The sequence below is a fragment of the Haloactinospora alba genome, assembly GCF_006717075.1.
Lineage (GTDB): Bacteria > Actinomycetota > Actinomycetes > Streptosporangiales > Streptosporangiaceae > Haloactinospora > Haloactinospora alba.
On sequence record NZ_VFQC01000002.1, the window covers coordinates 583,871 to 602,350 of the forward strand.

14 protein-coding genes and 1 pseudogene are annotated in these 18,480 nt (G+C 67.3%); 6 read left to right on the top strand and 9 right to left on the bottom strand.

The annotated features are described in order from the left end of the window. Nucleotides 1-109: 109 nt before the first annotated feature. Nucleotides 110-1,039 (bottom strand): PrsW family intramembrane metalloprotease, encoded by a 930-nt coding sequence (locus tag FHX37_RS20380; RefSeq protein WP_141925806.1) that lies wholly within the window; start codon nucleotides 1,037-1,039, stop codon nucleotides 110-112. A gap of 282 nt (nucleotides 1,040-1,321) precedes the next feature. Between FHX37_RS20380 and FHX37_RS20385 the strand changes: the two genes are divergently transcribed. The 3 genes from FHX37_RS20385 (at nucleotide 1,322) to FHX37_RS20395 (ending at nucleotide 5,744) form a co-directional block, all read left to right on the top strand. Then, the gene (locus FHX37_RS20385; protein ID WP_141925807.1) at nucleotides 1,322-2,620 is read left to right on the top strand and encodes an MFS transporter; all 1,299 of its coding nucleotides are present in this window, start codon (nucleotides 1,322-1,324) and stop codon (nucleotides 2,618-2,620) included. Between the two features lie 249 nt (nucleotides 2,621-2,869). After that, nucleotides 2,870-4,693, top strand: a complete 1,824-nt coding sequence (locus tag FHX37_RS20390; protein ID WP_141925808.1) for an acyl-CoA dehydrogenase — start codon at nucleotides 2,870-2,872, stop codon at nucleotides 4,691-4,693. 241 nt (nucleotides 4,694-4,934) lie between these two features. Further along, nucleotides 4,935-5,744, top strand: a complete 810-nt coding sequence (locus tag FHX37_RS20395; RefSeq protein WP_141925809.1) for an SAM-dependent methyltransferase — start codon at nucleotides 4,935-4,937, stop codon at nucleotides 5,742-5,744. 73 nt (nucleotides 5,745-5,817) lie between these two features. Here FHX37_RS20395 and FHX37_RS20400 read toward each other — a convergent pair whose 3' ends face one another. The 3 genes from FHX37_RS20400 to FHX37_RS20410 all read right to left on the bottom strand — a co-directional run bounded on the left by FHX37_RS20400 (nucleotide 5,818) and on the right by FHX37_RS20410 (nucleotide 7,892). Then, nucleotides 5,818-6,606, bottom strand: coding sequence for a hypothetical protein (locus tag FHX37_RS20400; RefSeq protein WP_141925810.1), 789 nt, complete (start codon nucleotides 6,604-6,606; stop codon nucleotides 5,818-5,820). A 105-nt stretch (nucleotides 6,607-6,711) separates the two neighbouring features. After that, nucleotides 6,712-7,245, bottom strand: a complete 534-nt coding sequence (locus FHX37_RS20405) for a GrpB family protein (RefSeq protein WP_141925811.1) — start codon at nucleotides 7,243-7,245, stop codon at nucleotides 6,712-6,714. 350 nt (nucleotides 7,246-7,595) lie between these two features. Then, nucleotides 7,596-7,892 (bottom strand): hypothetical protein, encoded by a 297-nt coding sequence (locus FHX37_RS20410; protein ID WP_170181628.1) that lies wholly within the window; start codon nucleotides 7,890-7,892, stop codon nucleotides 7,596-7,598. 832 nt (nucleotides 7,893-8,724) lie between these two features. On the opposite strand from FHX37_RS20410, the gene FHX37_RS20415 reads away from it, so the two are divergent. After that, nucleotides 8,725-8,937, top strand: a complete 213-nt coding sequence (locus FHX37_RS20415) for a winged helix-turn-helix domain-containing protein (RefSeq protein WP_342777636.1) — start codon at nucleotides 8,725-8,727, stop codon at nucleotides 8,935-8,937. 894 nt (nucleotides 8,938-9,831) lie between these two features. Then, nucleotides 9,832-10,617, top strand: a complete 786-nt coding sequence (locus FHX37_RS20425; protein ID WP_141925814.1) for a DUF6082 family protein — start codon at nucleotides 9,832-9,834, stop codon at nucleotides 10,615-10,617. Between the two features lie 56 nt (nucleotides 10,618-10,673). Here FHX37_RS20425 and clpB read toward each other — a convergent pair whose 3' ends face one another. From clpB to dnaK, 5 genes are all read right to left on the bottom strand, one after another. Beyond that, nucleotides 10,674-13,283 (bottom strand): ATP-dependent chaperone ClpB, encoded by a 2,610-nt coding sequence (clpB, locus tag FHX37_RS20430; RefSeq protein ID WP_141925815.1) that lies wholly within the window; start codon nucleotides 13,281-13,283, stop codon nucleotides 10,674-10,676. Nucleotides 13,284-13,422: 139 nt separating this feature from the next. Beyond that, on the bottom strand, nucleotides 13,423-13,848 hold the full coding sequence (locus FHX37_RS20435) for a heat shock protein transcriptional repressor HspR (protein ID WP_141925816.1): 426 nt from the start codon (nucleotides 13,846-13,848) through the stop codon (nucleotides 13,423-13,425). Nucleotides 13,849-13,853: 5 nt separating this feature from the next. Next, nucleotides 13,854-15,020 carry a molecular chaperone DnaJ gene (gene dnaJ / locus FHX37_RS20440; protein WP_141925817.1) on the bottom strand — a complete coding sequence of 389 codons (1,167 nt, stop codon included), beginning with the start codon at nucleotides 15,018-15,020 and terminating at the stop codon, nucleotides 13,854-13,856. Between the two features lie 95 nt (nucleotides 15,021-15,115). After that, on the bottom strand, nucleotides 15,116-15,835 hold the full coding sequence (locus FHX37_RS20445) for a nucleotide exchange factor GrpE (RefSeq protein WP_141925818.1): 720 nt from the start codon (nucleotides 15,833-15,835) through the stop codon (nucleotides 15,116-15,118). 33 nt (nucleotides 15,836-15,868) lie between these two features. Beyond that, nucleotides 15,869-17,722: a molecular chaperone DnaK gene (dnaK, locus tag FHX37_RS20450; RefSeq protein WP_141925819.1), complete on the bottom strand. Its 1,854-nt coding sequence runs from the start codon at nucleotides 17,720-17,722 to the stop codon at nucleotides 15,869-15,871. A 416-nt stretch (nucleotides 17,723-18,138) separates the two neighbouring features. On the opposite strand from dnaK, the pseudogene FHX37_RS20455 reads away from it, so the two are divergent. After that, a pseudogene (locus FHX37_RS20455) lies at nucleotides 18,139-18,480 on the top strand (Fe-S oxidoreductase); the annotation flags it as partial.

The window sequence follows — 18,480 nt, forward strand, 5'->3', positions numbered from 1 at the left end:
TCGGAATCCCGCCGGTGCGGCGCGTCCGGATTCGGTTCACACGGGTCCTACCGCCGCGTACGGGTGTATCCGTGTCGGTGTCCGGGCGTGGCTCGGGAGCGGGGGCGGGCTACTCGGTAGTGTGACCGGAATCACCCTGCGTTCCGGGCGTGTGACGGTTGCCAGCGGCGAGCAGCGTGAGCCAGAGCACGCCGACGGCGGCCACGATCACCAGGCCGGTCCAGTCGAGCGCTGTGCTCAGGTGCGCCTGTGCCGGTGTCAGCTCCGGGAGGTAGCCCACGCTGAGCAGGCGTGTCTGCCACATGTCCCCCGTCAGCACGAGCGTCAGCACGATCGCTATCCCGTGCACCGAGTTCCACAGCCCGTGCAGCAGCGCGACCCCGAGGAAGGTGACGAGTGCCGCGACGCTGAACCGCCACCGCCCCCGGGGCGAGGCGGCGAACACGACACCGCCGAGGATGGCGGTCCACACACCGTGCCCGACCGGGGTGATCAATCCGCGCAGGATCTCGGTCTCCACGAGCGCCACGAGATCCAGGCCGCTCCTGGACACCAGGGACGTCATCGCGTAACCGGCGCTCTCGAACGCCGCGAACCCCAGCCCCACGGCCGCGCCCAGCACCATGCCGTCACGGGCGCCGCGGTGGGCCATCCGCTGGGCGACCACCATCAGCGCCGCCAGCTTCACCGCTTCCTCGATGACACCCACACCGATGTACATCAGCGGTGAGGGCCGCACCAGGTAGGCCTCCAGCAGCGAGGCTCCGAGTACCCCCAGCAGGCCGCCGACCACGAAGCACAGGAACAGCAGTTCCGCCGTGACGTGCGCGCCGTGCCCCCGCTCGTAGGCCCACGAGGCGAAAGTCACCGGCACTAGGAAACTGCCCAGCAGCACGATGGTCGGCAACAGGTTCGGGTTGGCGGTCACGAACGTCACCACCACGGTGGCCGCCCACAGGAGGAACCCCGCCCCGAGGATCACCGGCCACGCCGGGCGGGGGGCGATCCACCCGGTCGGCGCGTCGTTCGGCGTCGCCACGGCACCTCCCGAAGGGTTCGCGTTCACCGTTCGTCACCGAACGATTGTCGTACGCGTTCGCTCTGGTGTGGTGTTACCGGAAGATCCCGGTGTGTCCCTCGCCGCAGAGATCGATGGGGGAAATCACCCTGGACAGCCGGAAACGGACTGGTAAACAGGAGTGCGCGGATGGGCCGAGGCATCCGCGGCCGAGCGCGCTCGTGGAAGCAGCCGGGGTTCCGGCCAGGCGCGTGGCGGGCCAGGCCACCCGGCGCCAGGGGCGCGCACGCTGAGGACACGCCGATGAGCACCAGAGCGGCCGCAGAGGCTGACGACCACGAAGAGACGTCCGATGACCGTGTCATCGGGGTGGAATCCGCTCCGGAACCGCCCGGTGGTGCCCGTGCCTGGCTGGTGTGGGGTGTTGCGGTCGGGGTGTACTTCCTGGCGATGTTCCACCGCAACGGCCTCAGCGTCGCCGCGTTGGAGACCCAGGAACGCTTCCATGTGGGGCCGGCTCTGCTGTCGGTCCTGCCGATGCTGCAACTCGTCGTCTACGTGCTGCTGCAGGTTCCGGCGGGCATCCTGGCCGACCGGGTGGGCCCCCGCAGGACGCTGCTGTTCGGGCTGGCCGCGATGACGTGCGGGGTGGCGCTGTTCGCCCTGGCGCCCAACGTCCAGGCGGCCGTCGCCGGCCGCGTCCTCATCGGTCTGGGCGACGCGGTGACGTTCATCAACGTCATCCGGCTCGCGGCGCTGTGGTTCCCCCGCCGGCGCTACGCCCTGGTCAGCGCGCTGACCGGGACCGCCGGGGGGCTCGGACAGATCGCGAGTGTGGGGCCGCTGTCCGCCGCGTTGCACGGGCCGGGCTGGGTCGCGGCCTTCCTCGGGTCCGCGGCGGTGACCGCCGTGATGACGCTGCTGGTGCTGCTCGTGGTCGCCGACAGTCCCACCGGCCCCCCGGGGCGCCGCGGCACCCGGCAACCGGTGGCGTTGCGCGCCAGCGTCGCCGAGGCGTTCTGCAGGAGCGGCCCCCGTGCGGGTATGGCCCACCACGCGGCGGTCATGGCGCCCTACACGATGTTGGCGGTGCTGTGGGGGTACCCGTTCCTGGTGGAGGGAGTGGGTCTCACCCCGGCCGCGGCCGGGGCCGCGATGACCGCCCTGGGAGCGGGCACCCTGTGGATCGCACCGACCCTGGGAGCTGTGGTCGGGCGGCGCCCCGGCATCCGTCGGCCGTTCGCGACGGTGTTCGCGACGGTGCTGAGCGCGGGATGGATCACCGTGGTCGTCTGGCCGGGCGGCCCACCGCCGGCTCCGGTCTCCCTGGCGGTCCTGACGGTGAGTTCCGCGGGAGCGATGATCGCGCCGTCCCTCTCGTTCGACTTCGCCCGGGACGGTGTGCCGGCGCACCGTACGGGAGTGGTCTCCAGCGTGGTCAACATGTCCGGGTTCACGACCACCGTGGTGGCGACCGTGGCCGCGGGGCTGATCCTGCAGGCCGGCGCCGGGTACCAGCTCGCGTTCCTGCCGATCACGTTCACCACGGTCGGTGCCTCGGCACTGCTCATCACCCAGCTGTGGAGGTCCCCGCGCGGCTAGGTGTTCTGTCCTGTTTTCGGACGCTTGTCCCGCTGCGCGTCGCCCGGCCGTGTTCCGCGCGGTGTGGCAGGAGCCACACGCCGCCTCAGGTCCCTGCGATGTCGCCTTCCGGTAAAGGTGCGCTTCCGGATTGGTGGTTTATGCCCGGAACCTCTTGGCATCCCATGGCTACTGGCTAGTAACATGGTTTCGTTACCAGCCAGTAGATCGCGGGTCCAGCACCGCGGCCAGGACGCAGCGGAGCGTGCCATGACGCATTACAAGAGCAACCTCCGTGACCTCGAGTTCAACCTCTTTGAGGTCTTCAACCGCCAGGAACTCCTGGGGAAGGGCCCCTTCGAGGAACTGGACGAGGACACGGCCCGGACCATTCTTGACGAGGTCAACCGGCTCGCCACCGGAGTCGTGGCCGAGTCGTTCGAGGACGCCGACCGGAACCCGCCCGAGTTCGACCCCAAGACGGGCACCGTCACTCTCCCCGAGAGCCTGAAGAAGTCGTACCACGCCTACATGGACGCCGGCTGGTACAACCTGGACCTGCCGCCGGAACTCGGCGGTATCGGCGCCCCCCGCTCCCTCGTGTGGGCCGCGGCCGAGATGATCCTGGGCTCCAACCCGGCCGTGCACATGTACTCCGCCGGTCCCGGCTTCGCCAGCATCCTCTGGGAGGAGGGCACCGAGGCGCAGAAACAGTTCGCCCAGCAGGCCATCGACCGCGGCTGGGGCGCCACCATGGTGCTCACCGAACCCGACGCCGGCTCCGACGTCGGCGCGGGCCGCACCACCGCCTACGAGCAGGCCGACGGCTCCTGGCACCTGGAGGGGGTGAAGCGCTTCATCACCTCCGCCGAACAGGACATGACCGAGAACATCTTCCACCTCGTGCTGGCGCGCCCCGAGGGCGGCAAGCCCGGGACGAAGGGGCTCTCGCTCTTCCTGGTGCCGAAGTTCCTCGTCAACGAGGACGGGTCGCTGGGCGAGCGCAACGGCGCCTACGTGACCAACGTCGAGCACAAGATGGGACTGAAGTCCTCCACCACCTGCGAGCTCACCTTCGGCGCCCAGCACCCGGCCGTGGGCTACCTCGTCGGCGACAAGCACGACGGCATCCGGCAGATGTTCATGATCATCGAGTACGCCCGGATGATGGTCGGCACCAAGGCCATCGCCACGCTGTCCACCGGCTACCTCAACGCGCTGGAGTACGCCAAGGAACGCGTCCAGGGCGCCGACCTCACCCAGATGACCGACAAGACCGCACCGCGCGTCGCCATCACCAACCACCCGGACGTGCGGCGCAGCCTGATGACGCAGAAGTCCTACGCCGAGGCGCTGCGGGCCCTGGTCCTCTACACCGCCTCCCAGCAGGACGCGGTCCAGGTCGCCAAGCACGACGGCGAGGACACCTCGCGGCTCGACGCGCTCAACGACCTGCTGCTGCCCATCGTGAAGGGCGTCGGCTCGGAGCGGTCCTACGCGCTGCTGTCCGAGTCGCTGCAGACCCTGGGCGGATCCGGGTACCTGCAGGACTACCCGATCGAGCAGTACATCCGGGACTCCAAGATCGACACCCTCTACGAGGGCACCACGGCGATCCAGGCCCAGGACTTCTTCTTCCGCAAGATCGTGAAGGACAACGGCCAGGCGTTCGGGCAGCTCGCCGCCGAGATCAAGGACTTCGCCAACAGTGAGGCCGGAAACGGCCGGCTGAAGGAGGAGCGCGCGATCCTGGCCGACGCCGCGGCCGACGTCGAGAAGATCGTGGAGACCATGGTCGCCGACGCCATGCGTTCCGCGGAGGAGAGCCGCGAGCTGTACAAGGTCGGGCTGAACACCACCCGCCTGCTGATGGCGGTCGGCGACGTCGTGCTGGGCTGGCTGCTGCTGCGCCAGGCCGACGTGGCGCTGGGCGCCATCGACGGCGCCGGCCAGGACGACCAGGACTTCTACACCGGCAAGATCGCCGCCGCCCGGTTCTTCGCCGACCAGATCCTGCCGCGCGTCTCCGCCGAACGCCGGATCGCGGAGAACACCACCCTGGAACTGATGGACGTTCCCGAGGCGGCGTTCTAACCCGTCACCGTCGCTCCCACAGCCCCGCTGGTCCCGGAGAGAACACTTTTCAAGCGCTCGGGAAAGTGAATCTCAGCGAGACCGGCGGGGCTTCTGTATGGTTGGGCGCACCCTCGCTTCGTATGGGTGGTTGCGAAAAGTCTGATTCTGCCTCTTTTTGTTGTGTATTTTATTTATGGCATAAGTGGAATATGTGGCCAGTTTGGGGTGCGAACCGTAACTGGCCCAGGATGGAAGACACATGCAGTCCGTTGAAGAGCGCTATGACTACTTTGACGTTCTCACCCGGCAGCTGTCCGGTGACGACCTGCACTACGGGTACTGGGAGAGTGAGGAGGACACGACCGGGATCGAGGACGCCACGGACCGGATGACCCGTTTCGTCGCGTCACGTTTCGACCCTGCCTTCCCCGGGACGATCCTCGACGTGGGGTGCGGCCGCGGGCGCGCGGCGGTGAACCTGTCCGCTGCCACCGGTCGGGACGTGCTCGCCGTCGACGTGGACCGCAAGGCCCTCCGCACCGCCAGGGACTACGCGGACGCGTACGACGTGGAGGGCCGTGTCACGGTGGAGCACGCTGACGCTCTGGATCCTCCCCACCCGGAGGGCTCCTTCGGCGGCGCACTGCTCCTGGAGGTCACCGTCCATTTCGACATCGGGGAACTCTACAGAAGCCTCGCCCGGGTGCTCCGTCCCGGCGGCCGGATCGTGGCGGAGAACCCCTACGTGAGAACCGCCGGCCCCCTCGGTTCCCAGGAAGCACTCACCGACTACCTCGAGATGTTCGGGTGCACCCATATAAACGACCTGAGGGAATACGTCGAAGCGGCGCACGGTGCCGGGATGGAAGTCCGGGAGGCTCTAGACACAAGTGACAGGACCTCCTCTTTTTTCCCGCGCATCCTCGACCGAATAGACGGGAACCGCGACAGCCTCGAACGGGCGTACGGAAAGGAAACCCTGCGGGAGTTCGAACAGAGGATTCTCTCCGTGTCCAGGGTGAGCGGACTCGGGAGCCTGCTGTTCGTGTGCGACAAGCCTTACGAGTGACCCGCTGCGCCCCGTGCGGACACACGGGTCCCGGGGGCACCAACGGGGGGCCGGCGGACCGCCGGACCACTGGTCATGGAACGTACGTGTCGACGGCGTCGGCCCTGTCCGCGGAGAACACGGCGAGGCAGTTCGACTCCTCCGCATCCTCCTTCCGCTCTTCCCCGGATGTTCCCATCAGCGCTATCGCGGTGCCCAGGATCGCCGCGGCGCCGCCGATGGCTATGTCGCAGCCATACCGGCGGGAACGGCAGCGGCAATGGTCAGCACCGCGACGGTGGTTCCGGCCAGCGCCCGCCACACGGAACGGAGCCGGGGCCGGACCGAGACCGCGAGGAGCAGCAACAGGCCCAAGGCGGCCAGGACCAGGCCGACCCAGCGCACCGCGCTGGCCGGATCGGGGGTAGTAGGAGTGCCCTCCCGGCGCCGTGACGACGAACGCGGAGGCGGGGAACGTCACGTAGCACATGACCACGGCCACAAGTGTCACCACCGCCGTGACCACCGGGGAAACCGGTTCCCGTTCCGCAGGTGTGTTCCCGCGAGCACTGGTGTTCGTCCTCGCGGGGGTCTCCCGCGGCGGAGGGCGCAGGACGAACCGGAACACGACGGGAAGCAGTAACAGCAGCCACAGCAACTCCAGGGCCGGGCCGTGATTCTGGTCCTCGCCCAGGAGTCCCATCGGTCCCATGAACCGGAAGGCGACGAGGACCATGAGCGCGCTTCCGCCGAGGAACATTCCGGTTCCCGTCCAGGCGAGAATTCCGCGCCACCGTCTTTGGGGTGGAAGGTCGTCCCTCAGCGGTTTCGTCCGTTCCTTCGGCTGGAGGGAGGTCAACGGCCGGGGGACGTCGTCGGTCATGGGTCTTTTCTAGTGCGCGGGAAAGAGAGTCATATCGTAACGAATCCCCGGAGTCCGTAATGTCGCAGGGTGGAGCGGTTGGGCATGCTGATGGGAAAAAGGGAACTAATCGTGGAGGACCCGGCGCACGAATTCGGATTTTCCCGCCGTGTAGCGTTCCCGATCTCCGGAGTGTGTTCGGGCCAACCGCCGTTTCAGCTGGGCGTACTCCCGGGACAGCGCCGGGTCGGACCGCAGGGCGTCCCGGAAGGCGATCTGCTGGCGCCAGCGCGGGTGGCCCGCGGTGATCAGGTGCAGGTGGGCGTAGCGGCACCGTCCGGAGGCGTCCGGTTTCACGAGGAACCGCCGCCACTCCCGCTCGTCCAGCTCCGGCGGGACGAGAACCCACCCGTCCCCGGCGAGAGCGGCGTGCCGTAGGACGGTTTCCGGGGACGAGACCGAGGCCATCAGGTCGAGGACCGGTTTGGCCGCCAGCCCCGGGACAGCCGTGGAACCGACGTGTTCCACGCCGTCGACCAGCCACGGCCCGAGCAGTTCCACCAGCCGTTCGCGCTCCCGCGCCGCCCGCGGCGCCCACCGCGGATCGTGGTCGCACACCCGGACGTCCTCGTAAGCCCATTCGGGTGGGTCGCTCGCCATGCCCGCCACCCTATGCGGGAGTATGGCCACATAACCGTAGCCGAGAATTCCGGTGTAATGATTTTTCCTCCGGGAATATAACCGCCTCAGGGTTTCACCGGATCGGAGGAGTGGTGTTATAGCCCCGAGCGCGGTGTCGATGGGAAGATGTTCGTGGGGCGAGGAAATAGGTCTACCAATACGCGCTGGATTCCCTCCCAGGATCGATAGCACACTCCAGCTCCCACCCCGCAACATCTAGCGTAAGATCTGACATCGAGCAAAAATTCTGGATAAAAGTGGCGCGAGCTACGGGAAAGAACTCCGCACCCTACCAGCATGCAGAGCCCTTCCAGGGAGAACGTTGGTTGTTAGTGCTGCCATGGTGTAGGCAAGGAACCACCACCGCGAAGCCACTCGTCAAGCTCGCTGAATGCCGCGTCAGCAGGGTCAATGCGGCGAGCGCGCAGTAACTCGGACAGGTGGTCGTAGAGCATGTCCGCGTAGTCCGCCTCGGTCACGATCTCACGTGGCCAGTGGCCCCCGGACGAGTCCCGGTGGTGGCCCTGGTGGCCGGTCGTGAGCACACAGGCGAGTCGGAGGCCGCTGTTGCTCGGTCGGCGGGCACGGCACTGGTATTTGTCGCTGGGTACAACGTCGGGAGTCATGCGGCGGCCCCCTCACGGTGTGCCGTGGTTGTGCGATCCAGTGTGATCCTCATGCGGGTGGGCCAGCTCGTGTCTATGGGACGCACCCGCGATGCTGTCCTGTCGCCGTTTGTCGTCGGTTTCTGGGATCGTGTCCGGTTGCTATATGTTGCCGAGGACGCTCCCGTACGCACCGTCATATCCGTCGGAGTGTGTGTCTTCCCGTTCCAACGGAGGATCGCAGGGCTGTACTCGACGCCGGGGCGGTGAGTAGCACTCAGTGTGGGGTTGCCGCTCATGCCGTTGCCTCCCCGCGTTGTGCGCTGTGGGTGACGTCAAGCAGGACGGCTAGGCCCAACCGGTCGCGGTCTGCGCGGTCCACGCGGTCGCGTTCCTGCTGCTGCCGTGCGCGCTGTCTTTCCAGTGCTTGGTAATAGGGTCGCACCATCGCGACCTGGGGCTGCAGTGCCTCGGTGTCGACCACGGGTGGAAACGCAGTCCGCTGTGGTGCATGCCGCCGTACACGCGCGGTGCGCGCTGTGCGGAGAGTGCGGGAAGGAGTGGGTATCTCCCGGTCGGCGGTCATCGGACGCGCGTGAACCCCGCGCGCGGGCCGGATGAGGCGCGAGACGAGACAGAACAGGGATATTAGAATGCTCAACTGTCAAGTGCTCCGTTCACTTGGCCGGGCCCGGGGAAGTTGGTGGCTTCCGCCGGGCCGCTCTATGTCTATAGTGCGCTTACTATATCTTTACCTGTCACGTGATGTCACGCGAAGTTTCGGGAGGTCGAGCACAGGCACGCGCTGTTTAGTGTTATTACTATGAGTCCGGCTCTTGATGGTCCCGAGCCCATGTACCGCCAGATTGCATCGATCATCGCGAGGCGTGTGGAGGATGGCACCTACCCGCCTCACGCGCTCTTGCCCACGGAAGCGGAGCTGTGCGCGGAGTTCGACGTGTCTCGGCGTACGGTCAGGAGCGCTCACGCGTTGCTGCGCGAACAGGGGTGGATTGTGTCTTCTCCTGGAAAAGGGACCTACGCGCGTGGTCTGGACGGATACTGAGGGAAGGCCAGTTGGCTCGCGGCACAGTTGCCCTTACGCACCACCAAGCCTAGAACGGCTGCTGCAACTCCCCGCGGCCACTGGGCATCGAAAGCTGTACTGCCTCCGTAAGGGGTGTTTGGCGAGGACACCAGTAACGCCTACTGCGGCGATATCTCCGCGTAGGGCGAATCTTGCCATCCTCTTTCCGCGCTGCCTGTACCGCCGCACTATGGCCGAGATGATCCGTCGGCTCTTCTGGGGCCTCTACTCGATCTCTCAACCCTATCGGGCTACCTCTCTGAATCCCTTCCCATCAGCACAAACCTGATGATGGAGGCACTCTGAGCTTCTATGGGTAAAAAACGCACATCATAGTCATGAATAGACGTAGGTTCCCATTTCCCTACCCCGGGTGTTAAGGCGGTTTTGCCAAGTTATAGAGTTTGTGTCGCTTATGGCATAGATTGATGATGGGAGGAAGTATGGAGCGCCCCTGGGAAGTGGATACCTCTGTAACGTTCCAACATCGTCTCGGAAAAAGCGCATCTGAGCTGGGATACAGCAGAGACAGCCGAGACTGTCCAGATATATGGGAGCTGTCCAACGGGGACGTTGCGATTGTCGGGCGGGACGTGACTGAGCATTTCTCGCGTGGGCTGCCCGATGGTGTGAGTGTGGGGTCCGACGAGCGTCTGGTAGTGATCCCTGGAACTATGCTGCGGGCGGCTAAGTCCGATATTCCGGATCTTTGACCAGGTAAGTAGCTGAATACAGAGCTGGAACATGGGGCATGAGCCTGTTTTGGCCATGTTCCCCATAGGGTCTTCCGTTTCATTAACGAGGGTAGGCTCCAGCGAGTAGCTTAGACGTATGCAGCAAGATCATGAGCGTGGAGTGGTTCGCCCCTCTTACATGGCCACGGTTCTCATCCTCATACTGATCGTCCTATTCGCTGGAGCTTCCCTTGCCTCCGTTGCGCTCTTCACTCCTGTTGGAGAGTGGGAACGGTTGAGCTTCGTCGGTTCCACCTACGGTGCGGTGTCGGCGCTCATCGCCACGCTCGCGCTCGTCGGTGTGGTGTTCACGCTGGTTCTGCAGGCGCGGGAGACGAAGCGCGCGGTGGAGGAGACCCGCCGGCAGGCCACCAGCGACCTGCTGAAGATGGCGATGGAGGACCCGGACCTGGACGCGTGCTGGGGGCCGGTCCCGGAGCCGAACGACCCCGTGACCCGCAAACAGCGGCTGTACACCAACATGATCGTGGGCCAGTGGGCCACGGCGTTCGAGACGCGCACGCTGCCGGAACAGCGGTTGCGCGCCATCGCCAACGAGATGTTCCACGGTGAACCCGGCCAGGCGTTCTGGGCCGAGTCCCGGGAGGCGTGGCTGGCCAACCCCGCCAACGACACCGAGCGGCGGTTCACCGAGATCCTGGACGAGGAGTACCGGCGCGCCAAGGTCGCCGTCCGGGTGGAACCCGCTGCCGGAACGAAACGGCCCTCCCCGCGTTCCCGGACCGTGTGGTGGACGGCGGGCGGTTTCCTCGCGGGCACGTGCGCCGCCGCAGCGGCGGCCGCCGTGGCGGCGTCGCGCCGTTCCCGCGAGCGTGCCCCCTCCGGGCGCCGGGGCGGCTCCGAACCCGCATCCGGCCCGGTCCGGGAGGTGCGAAACCGCCTCACGGCCGGACGCGGAAGGTGAGACGCGGGTGGCAGCCCGGTTAACGAGGCCACCACCCGGTCGTTCGCTTGCACCGGTTACGCCGGCTGCGGTTCGCGCTGGGCGGGCTGCACCGTCAGCTGGTCCTGGTCGACGTCCAGTTCCACCCGCACGGTGTCGCCCTCCTGCAACCTTCCGGACAGCAGCTCCTTGGCCAGCGGGTCACCGATGGCGGACTGCACCAGCCGCCGCAGCGGACGGGCACCGTACACCGGGTCGTAGCCGGTCAGCGCCAGCCACTCGCGGGCGGCGGGGGTGACATCCAGTTCCAGCCGGCGGTCGGCCAGCCGGTGGGACAACCGGTCGATCTGCAGGTCCACGATCCGGGAGAGGTTGTCGGTGGACAGCGCGTCGAACATGATCACGTCGTCCAACCGGTTGAGGAACTCCGGTTTGAACGTGTTGTGCACCACGGACATGACCTTGTCCCGTTTGGCGCTGTCCTCCAGCTCCGGGTCGACCAGGTACTGCGACCCCAGGTTGGAGGTCAGGATCAGCAGTGTGTTGCGGAAGTCGACGATCCTGCCTTGCCCGTCGGTGAGGCGGCCGTCGTCCAGCACCTGCAGCAGGGTGTCGAACACCTCGACGTGGGCCTTCTCCACCTCGTCCAGCAGCACCACCGTGTAGGGGCGGCGGCGTACCGGCTCGGTGAGCTGGCCGCCCTCCTCGTAGCCGACGTAGCCGGGAGGGGCGCCCATCAGCCGCGCGACCGAGTGCTTCTCGGCGTACTCGCTCATGTCGATGCGCACGATCGCGCGTTCGTCGTCGAACAGGAACTCCGCCAGGGCCTTGGCGAGCTCGGTCTTACCGACACCCGTGGGGCCGAGGAAGAAGAACGAACCGGTGGGCCGGTCCGGGTCGGAGATGCCGGCGCGGGCGCGGCGCACCGCGTCGGACACGGCGGCCACGGCCCTGCTCTGGCCGACGAGGCGTTTGCCCAGCTCCTCCTCCATCCGCAGGAGTTTGGACGTCTCGCCCTCCAGCAGCCGGCCGACGGGAATCCCGGTCCACGAGGAGACGACGTCGGCGACGTCGTCGGCCTCCACCTCGTCCTTGACCATGCTGGACTCGTCGCGTTCGGTCTCCTCCTCCGCGTTGGAGGCCTCCTCCACCTGCTTCTCCAGCTCGGGAATGTCGCCGTACATCAGGCGGGAGGCGACGTCGAAGTCACCGTCGCGCTGGGCCCGTTCGGCCTGGCTGCGCAGGTCGTCGAGGCGCTCCTTCAGCTCCCCGACGCGGTTCAGGCCGGCCTTCTCCTGTTCCCACCGGGCGATGAGCCCGTCCAGCTCCTCCTGCTTGTCGGCGAGCTCGCCGCGCAGCCGTTCCAGCCGCTGCACGGACGGCGCGTCGGACTCCTTCTCCAGCGCCATCTCCTCCATCCGCAGCCGGTCCACGGTGCGCTGCAGCTCGTCGATCTCCACCGGTCGGGAGTCGATCTCCATGCGCAGCCGGGACGCGGCCTCGTCCACCAGGTCGATGGCCTTGTCCGGGAGGAACCGGGCGGTGATGTAGCGGTCGGACAGGGTCGCGGCCGCCACGAGGGCGGAGTCGGCGATCTGCACCTTGTGGTGCGCCTCGTACCGGCTCTTCAGCCCCCGCAGGATGGCGATGGTGTCGGCGGACGAGGGCTCGCCCACCTGCACCTGCTGGAACCGGCGCTCCAGCGCCGGGTCCTTCTCGATGCGTTCGCGGTACTCGTCCAGAGTGGTGGCACCCACCATGCGCAGCTCGCCGCGGGCCAGCATCGGTTTGAGCATGTTGCCCGCGTCCATCGCGCCCTCGGCCGCACCGGCGCCGACCATGGTGTGCAGCTCGTCGATGAACGTGATGATCTGGCCGTCGCTCTCCTTGATCTCGTTGAGCACGGCCTTGAGGCGCTCCTCGAACTCGCCGCGGTACTTGGCTCCCGCCACCATCGCGGACAGGTCCAGGGCGATGAGCCGCTTGTCCCGCAGCGACTCCGGGACGTCGCCGGCGACGACGCGCTGCGCCAGGCCCTCGACGACGGCGGTCTTCCCGACGCCGGGTTCGCCGATCAGCACCGGGTTGTTCTTGGTGCGCCGGGAGAGCACCTGCACCACCCGGCGGATCTCGGCGTCCCGCCCGACGACCGGGTCCATTCCGCCGGAGCGCGCGTTGGCGGTCAGGTCGACGCCGTACTTCTCCAGCGCCTGGTAGGTGTCCTCGGGGTTCTCCGAGGTGACCTTACCGGGGCCGCGCACCCGGTCGAAGGCGGCCAGCAGCTCCTCGGGGGTGGCTCCGGCGTCCTGCAGCAGCCGTTTCGCCTCCCCGCCGTCGGCGGCCAGCCCGACCAGGAGGTGCTCGGTGGAGACGTACTCGTCCTCCATCTGCTGGGCGCGCTGGGCGGCGGTGTTCATCGACACGATGAGCTGCCGGGAGCTGTCCGGTGCGCTGACGGTGCTGCCGCTGGCCTTGGGCAGGGAGGCGAGGCTCTGCTCCACCTTGCCGCTGAGCTCGTCCGGGCTGATCCCGAGTTCCTTCAGCAGGGGGCGGATGATGCCCTCTCCCTGGTTGACCAGGGCGAAGAGCAGGTGGACGGGTTCGACTTGCGGGCTGCCGTCCGAGGTCGCCCGGCGGACCGCCTCGGACAGTGCTTCCTGGCTTTTCCTGGTGAGTTTGTAGTTCATCCTCCGCGTCCCCCCTGGGTCGTCGGTCGTGGTGTCGGTTGGTGGTCCTCTCTCGGGCGGGTCCCTGGTACCGCAGGAAGCACACGCGTCAGCCCTGGCCGCTGCGCGCGCATCCCGCGGTACCGGCGCGGGTGGTCGGTTACCGTTCCTGCTCCGGGGGAGGGGAGGTGTTGAAGATCGTCACGCGGGTGCGCCGTACCGGAAGAAGCTCGCCGCCGTGCTCCTCCTCGCCGGAGGTGCGCCGGGAGACGGCGCTGCGGGCCGCGTCCAGCTCGTTGTGCAGGTGGAAGATGTGGTCCCGCAGCTCGGCCACCTCGCGCTGGAGTTCCAGGATGCGTTTGATGCCGGCGAGGTTGATGCCCTCCTCCTGCGACAGCCGCTGCACCTCGCGCAGCATCTGGATGTCGCGCAGCGAGTACCGGCGGCCGCGTCCGGGAGCCCGGCCCGGACGCACCAGGCCCATCCGGTCGTACTGGCGCAGTGTTTGCGGGTGTAGTCCGGACAGTTCGGCGGCGACAGAGATCACGTACACCGGGATGTCGTCACCGAACGCGGGGTTGGTCATCGCCCTCACATCCCCTTCGCCCGCGCTTCGAGGCCGTTGCGCGGGTCGTGGTCGGAGGTCGCGGCACTGAACTTCTCCAGCGCCTCCCTGGCCTCGTTGTTGAGATTCTGCGGCACTGTCACCTCGATGGTGACGAGCATGTCACCCTTGGTGCCGTCCCGGCGCGTCACCCCCTTGCCGCGCACCCGCAGGGTGCGCCCGTTGGGGGTGCCCGCGGGCACCTTGACCGTCACCGGGAGCCCGTTGAGGGTGGGCACCCGAACCTCGGCACCGAGGGCCGCCTCCGGGAAGGTCACCGGGACGGTGATCGTCAGGTTGTCGCCGGTCTTGCCGAACACCGGATGCGACTCCACATGCACCACCACATACAGATCTCCGGCCGGTCCCCCCCGTTCGCCCGGCGCGCCTTTTCCTTTGATCCGGATCCGCTGGCCGTCGGAGACGCCAGCCGGGATCCGTGTCTGCACCCGGCGGGTGCTCCTGCCGCGCCCGCTGCCGTTGCAGGTGGGGCACGGGTCGTCCACAACGAGACCGCGCCCCTTGCACTCGCTGCACGGTTCGGACAGCGAGAACCCGCCGAGGTTCGTGCTCTCGTGGCCGGTACCGGAGCACTTGGGGCACATGCGGGGTCCGGACGAGCCGGCCCGCGCGCCGGTGCCCTTGCACGTGGCACAGGCGGCGTCACTACTCAGCGAGAACGAGCGGGTGACCCCCTGGGCCGCCTCGCTGAACGTCAGGGTGGTCTCGGTCTCCACGTCGGCGCCGCGCCGCGCCTGGGTGGTGGTACGGCCGCCGCGGCCGCCGAACAGTCCACCGAACAGGTCGCTCAGCCGTTCCCCGCCGCCGGTACCGGTGCCGGTGGTGGGGCCGTGCCCGAAGAGGTCGCCGAGATCGAACCCGCCCGCTCCGGTTCCGCCGCCGGGCCGGTAGGCACCACCGAAGGAGGAGCGCGCCTCGTCGTACTCCTTGCGCTTTTCCTCGTCGGAGAGCACGTTGTAGGCCTCGGAGATCTCCTTGAACCGCTCCTCGGCCTTGGGGTCGCCCGTGTTGGCGTCGGGGTGGTATTCGCGTGCGAGCTTACGGTAGGACTGCTTGATCTCCTCCTGCGACGCCGACTTGGAGACGCCGAGGGTCTTGTAGTAGTCCTTCTCCAGGTAGTCCTTCGTGCTCATCGACGCTTGCCTTCTCCCGCTTCGCGCTCATGGTTCCTCCGGCCTCGGGGCGGCCGAGAGGTCCGCCCCGAGGGAATCCCCCGGGGCGGACGCTGTCACTCCTGCTGCTCGCTCTCGTTCCCCGCCTTCGGCGGTGCCTCGGCGGAGTCGGCTTCCTGAGCGGGAGCTTCCTCCTGGTCCGTTCCGGACCCCTCAGGGGTGTCCTCCCCAGGGCCGGCCACCACTACGCGGGCTGGACGCAACACCCGTTCACCGATGAGGTACCCGGGCTGGAACACCTCGACCACCGTCGGGACGGTGACGTCGGCCGACGGAACCATGGTCAGCGCCTCGTGCACGTTGGGGTCGAACTCGTCGCCCTGCTCGGCGTACTTCTTCAGCCCCAGCTTGGTGACGAGGGACTCCAGCGACTCACCGACCGACTTGAACCCGCCGGTGAGCTCGTCGTACTCCCGGGCCCGGCCGATGTCGTCCAGGATGGGGAGCAGGTCGCCCACCACCTGGGCCAGCGCCTGCTCCTTCAGGGACTCCCGTTCCCGTTCCACCCGCTTGCGGTAGTTGGCGTACTCGGCCTGCAACCGCTTGAGGTCGTTCGTCCGGTCGGTGAGCTGCTGCTGCAGCTCGGCGACCTCCGCGTCGGCGGTGCTGGTGACCACCTCAGCCTCCAGCGGCTGCTCTTGTTCCTCGACCGGCTCGTCGGCGGTCTCGCCGCCCTCCGTCTCGCGCAGTTCACCGGTCTCCGGGTCGACGCGCCGCTTGTCGCGGACCACCGGCCCCTCCGGTTCCTCGCCGTTGTCGTTTTCCGGCGACGACATTAGCTACGCCTCCTTGTTTCCGCGCCGTGCGAGTTAGGCGTTGCCGTCCCGCTTGGTGTTCTCCTCGTCGACGACCTCGGCGTCCACGACGTCCTCGCCGCCCTGGTCGCTCCCGGCGGCCGCGGCCTCGGCGCCCTCGGCGCCGCCCTCCTGGCCCTGGCCGTAGATGGAGGAGCCGATCTTCTGGCTGGCCAGCGCGACCTTCTCGCTCGCGGAGCGGATCGTGTCGATGTCGGAGCCCTCCAGCGCCTGCTTCAGCTCGCTGACGGCGCTCTCGGTCTCGGACTTCACGTCCTCGGGGATCTGCTCCTCGTTGTCCTTGATGACCTTCTCGGTCTGGTGGACGAGGGACTCGGCGTTGTTGCGGACCTCGGCCTCCTCGCGGCGCTTGCGGTCCTCCTCCGCGTACTCCTCGGCCTCGCGGACCATCTTGTCGATCTCGTCCTGGCTCATGGCCGAGCCACCGGAGATCGTCACCGACTGCTCCTTGCCGGTGCCCAGGTCCTTCGCGGTGACGTTCACGATGCCGTTCGCGTCGATGTCGAAGGTCACCTCGATCTGGGGCACGCCGCGCGGCGCCGGCGGGATGCCGCTCAGGTCGAAGACGCCCAGCTTCTTGTTGTACTGCGCGATCTCCCGCTCGCCCTGGTACACCTGGATCTGCACCGAGGGCTGGTTGTCGTCGGCGGTGGTGAAGATCTCCGAGCGCTTGGTCGGGATCGTCGTGTTGCGCTCGATGAGCTTGGTGAACACGTTGCCCTTGGTCTCGATGCCGAGCGACAGCGGGGTCACGTCCAGCAGTAGGACGTCCTTGACCTCACCCTTGAGCACGCCGCCCTGCAGGGCCGCGCCGATGGCCACGACCTCGTCCGGGTTGACGCCCTTGTTCGGCTCCTTGCCGCCGGTGAGCTCCTTGACCAGCTCGACCACGGCCGGCATCCGGGTGGAGCCGCCGACCATCACCACGTGGTTGATCTTGTCGAGGCTGATCCCGGCGTCCTTGACGACCTGGTGGAACGGTTCCTTGGTCCGGTCGAGCAGGTCGGAGGTGAGCCGCTCGAACTCGGCGCGGTTGAGCTTCTCCTCCATGTGCAGCGGCCCCTCGGAGGAAGCCGTGATGTAGGGGAGCTGGATGGTGGTCTCGCTGGAGCTGGACAGCTCGATCTTGGCCTTCTCCGCGGCCTCGCGCAGCCGCTGCAGGGCCATCTTGTCCTTGGACAGGTCGATGTTGTTGCCGTTCTTGAACCGCTCGACCAGCCAGTCGACGATCGCCTGGTCCCAGTCGTCACCGCCGAGGTGGTTGTCGCCGTTGGTGGCCTTCACCTCGACCACACCGTCGCCGACCTCCAGCAGGGAGACGTCGAAGGTACCGCCACCGAGGTCGTAGACCAGGATGGTGGCCTCGTCCTCCTTCTCCAGGTGGTAGGCGAGCGCGGCGGACGTGGGCTCGTTGATGATGCGCAGGACGTTCAGTCCCGCGATCGTGCCGGCCTCCTTGGTGGCCTGCCGCTGCGCGTCGCTGAAGTAGGCCGGGACCGTGATGACGGCGTCGGTGACCTCCTCGCCCAGGTAGGCCTCGGCGTCCCGCTTGAGCTTCTGCAGGATGAAGGCGCTGATCTGCTGCGAGTTGAAGCTCTTGTCGTCGATCTCGGTTTCCCAGTCGGTGCCGATGTGGCGCTTCACCGACCGGATGGTCCGCTCGACGTTGGTGACCGCCTGGCGCTTGGCGACCTCACCGACCAGGACCTCGCCGTTCTTGGCGAAAGCGACCACGGAGGGCGTGGTCCGGGTCCCCTCGGCGTTGGCGATAACCGTGGGCTCGCCGCCTTCCAGTACGGAAACGACCGAGTTGGTCGTCCCCAGGTCGATACCGACCGCACGTGCCATGAGTGCATCCTCCGTAAAAGTTGAGTCTTACAGACACAATATTGCTTCGTCGTGTCCTCACTGTCAACTCACTTGAGTCGCCCAGGCTCAAATAAGTTCGCACACCCCCTCCAACGGGACGCGGCTGGCGTGTTGTTCCCGGTCACCGGAGGGTTGGAGCGATTTTTGGTGGAAACTGGGGCGGGTTTGGCCGGGGGTGTCCGGTGGCAGAGGGCGGGCGCGGGTGGGCTCTGCGGCGTTCGGGGCCGGGGCGGAGGCCTCGGTTGTAAGTGAGATCACTACCGTGGGGGTCGTAGCGATGGCGCGCGTTTCGCGAGGGAGTGTGAAGCGCGAGCACTACTCGCTAGTAACATAGGGGCGGGTTGTTCGGCGTGCCGAGCACCGACGTACGGAACCGAGGGACGGGAGCCCAGAGCTTGAGTGTTCTACAGATCACGCTGGGGCTGATTTGCGCCGCGATGACGGTTGTCGCCATCGCGATGCTCGCCATGACCGTGACGCGCATGATCCGCACCATCCGTCTCGGCCGGCCGGAACCGGGACGTGGCGGTCCCCTCGGCACCCGGCTCGCCGTGATGGTCAAAGAGATCCTCGGGCACACCCGCATGCTCAAATGGGGCACGGTCGGGGTGGCCCACTGGCTCGTGATGGCGGGCTTCGTCGCGCTGATGCTGACAGTGCTGGAAGCCTACGTGGAGGTGGTCAACCCCGAGTTCCACCTTCCCCTGCTCGGTGAGTGGGCACCGTGGAACCTCTGG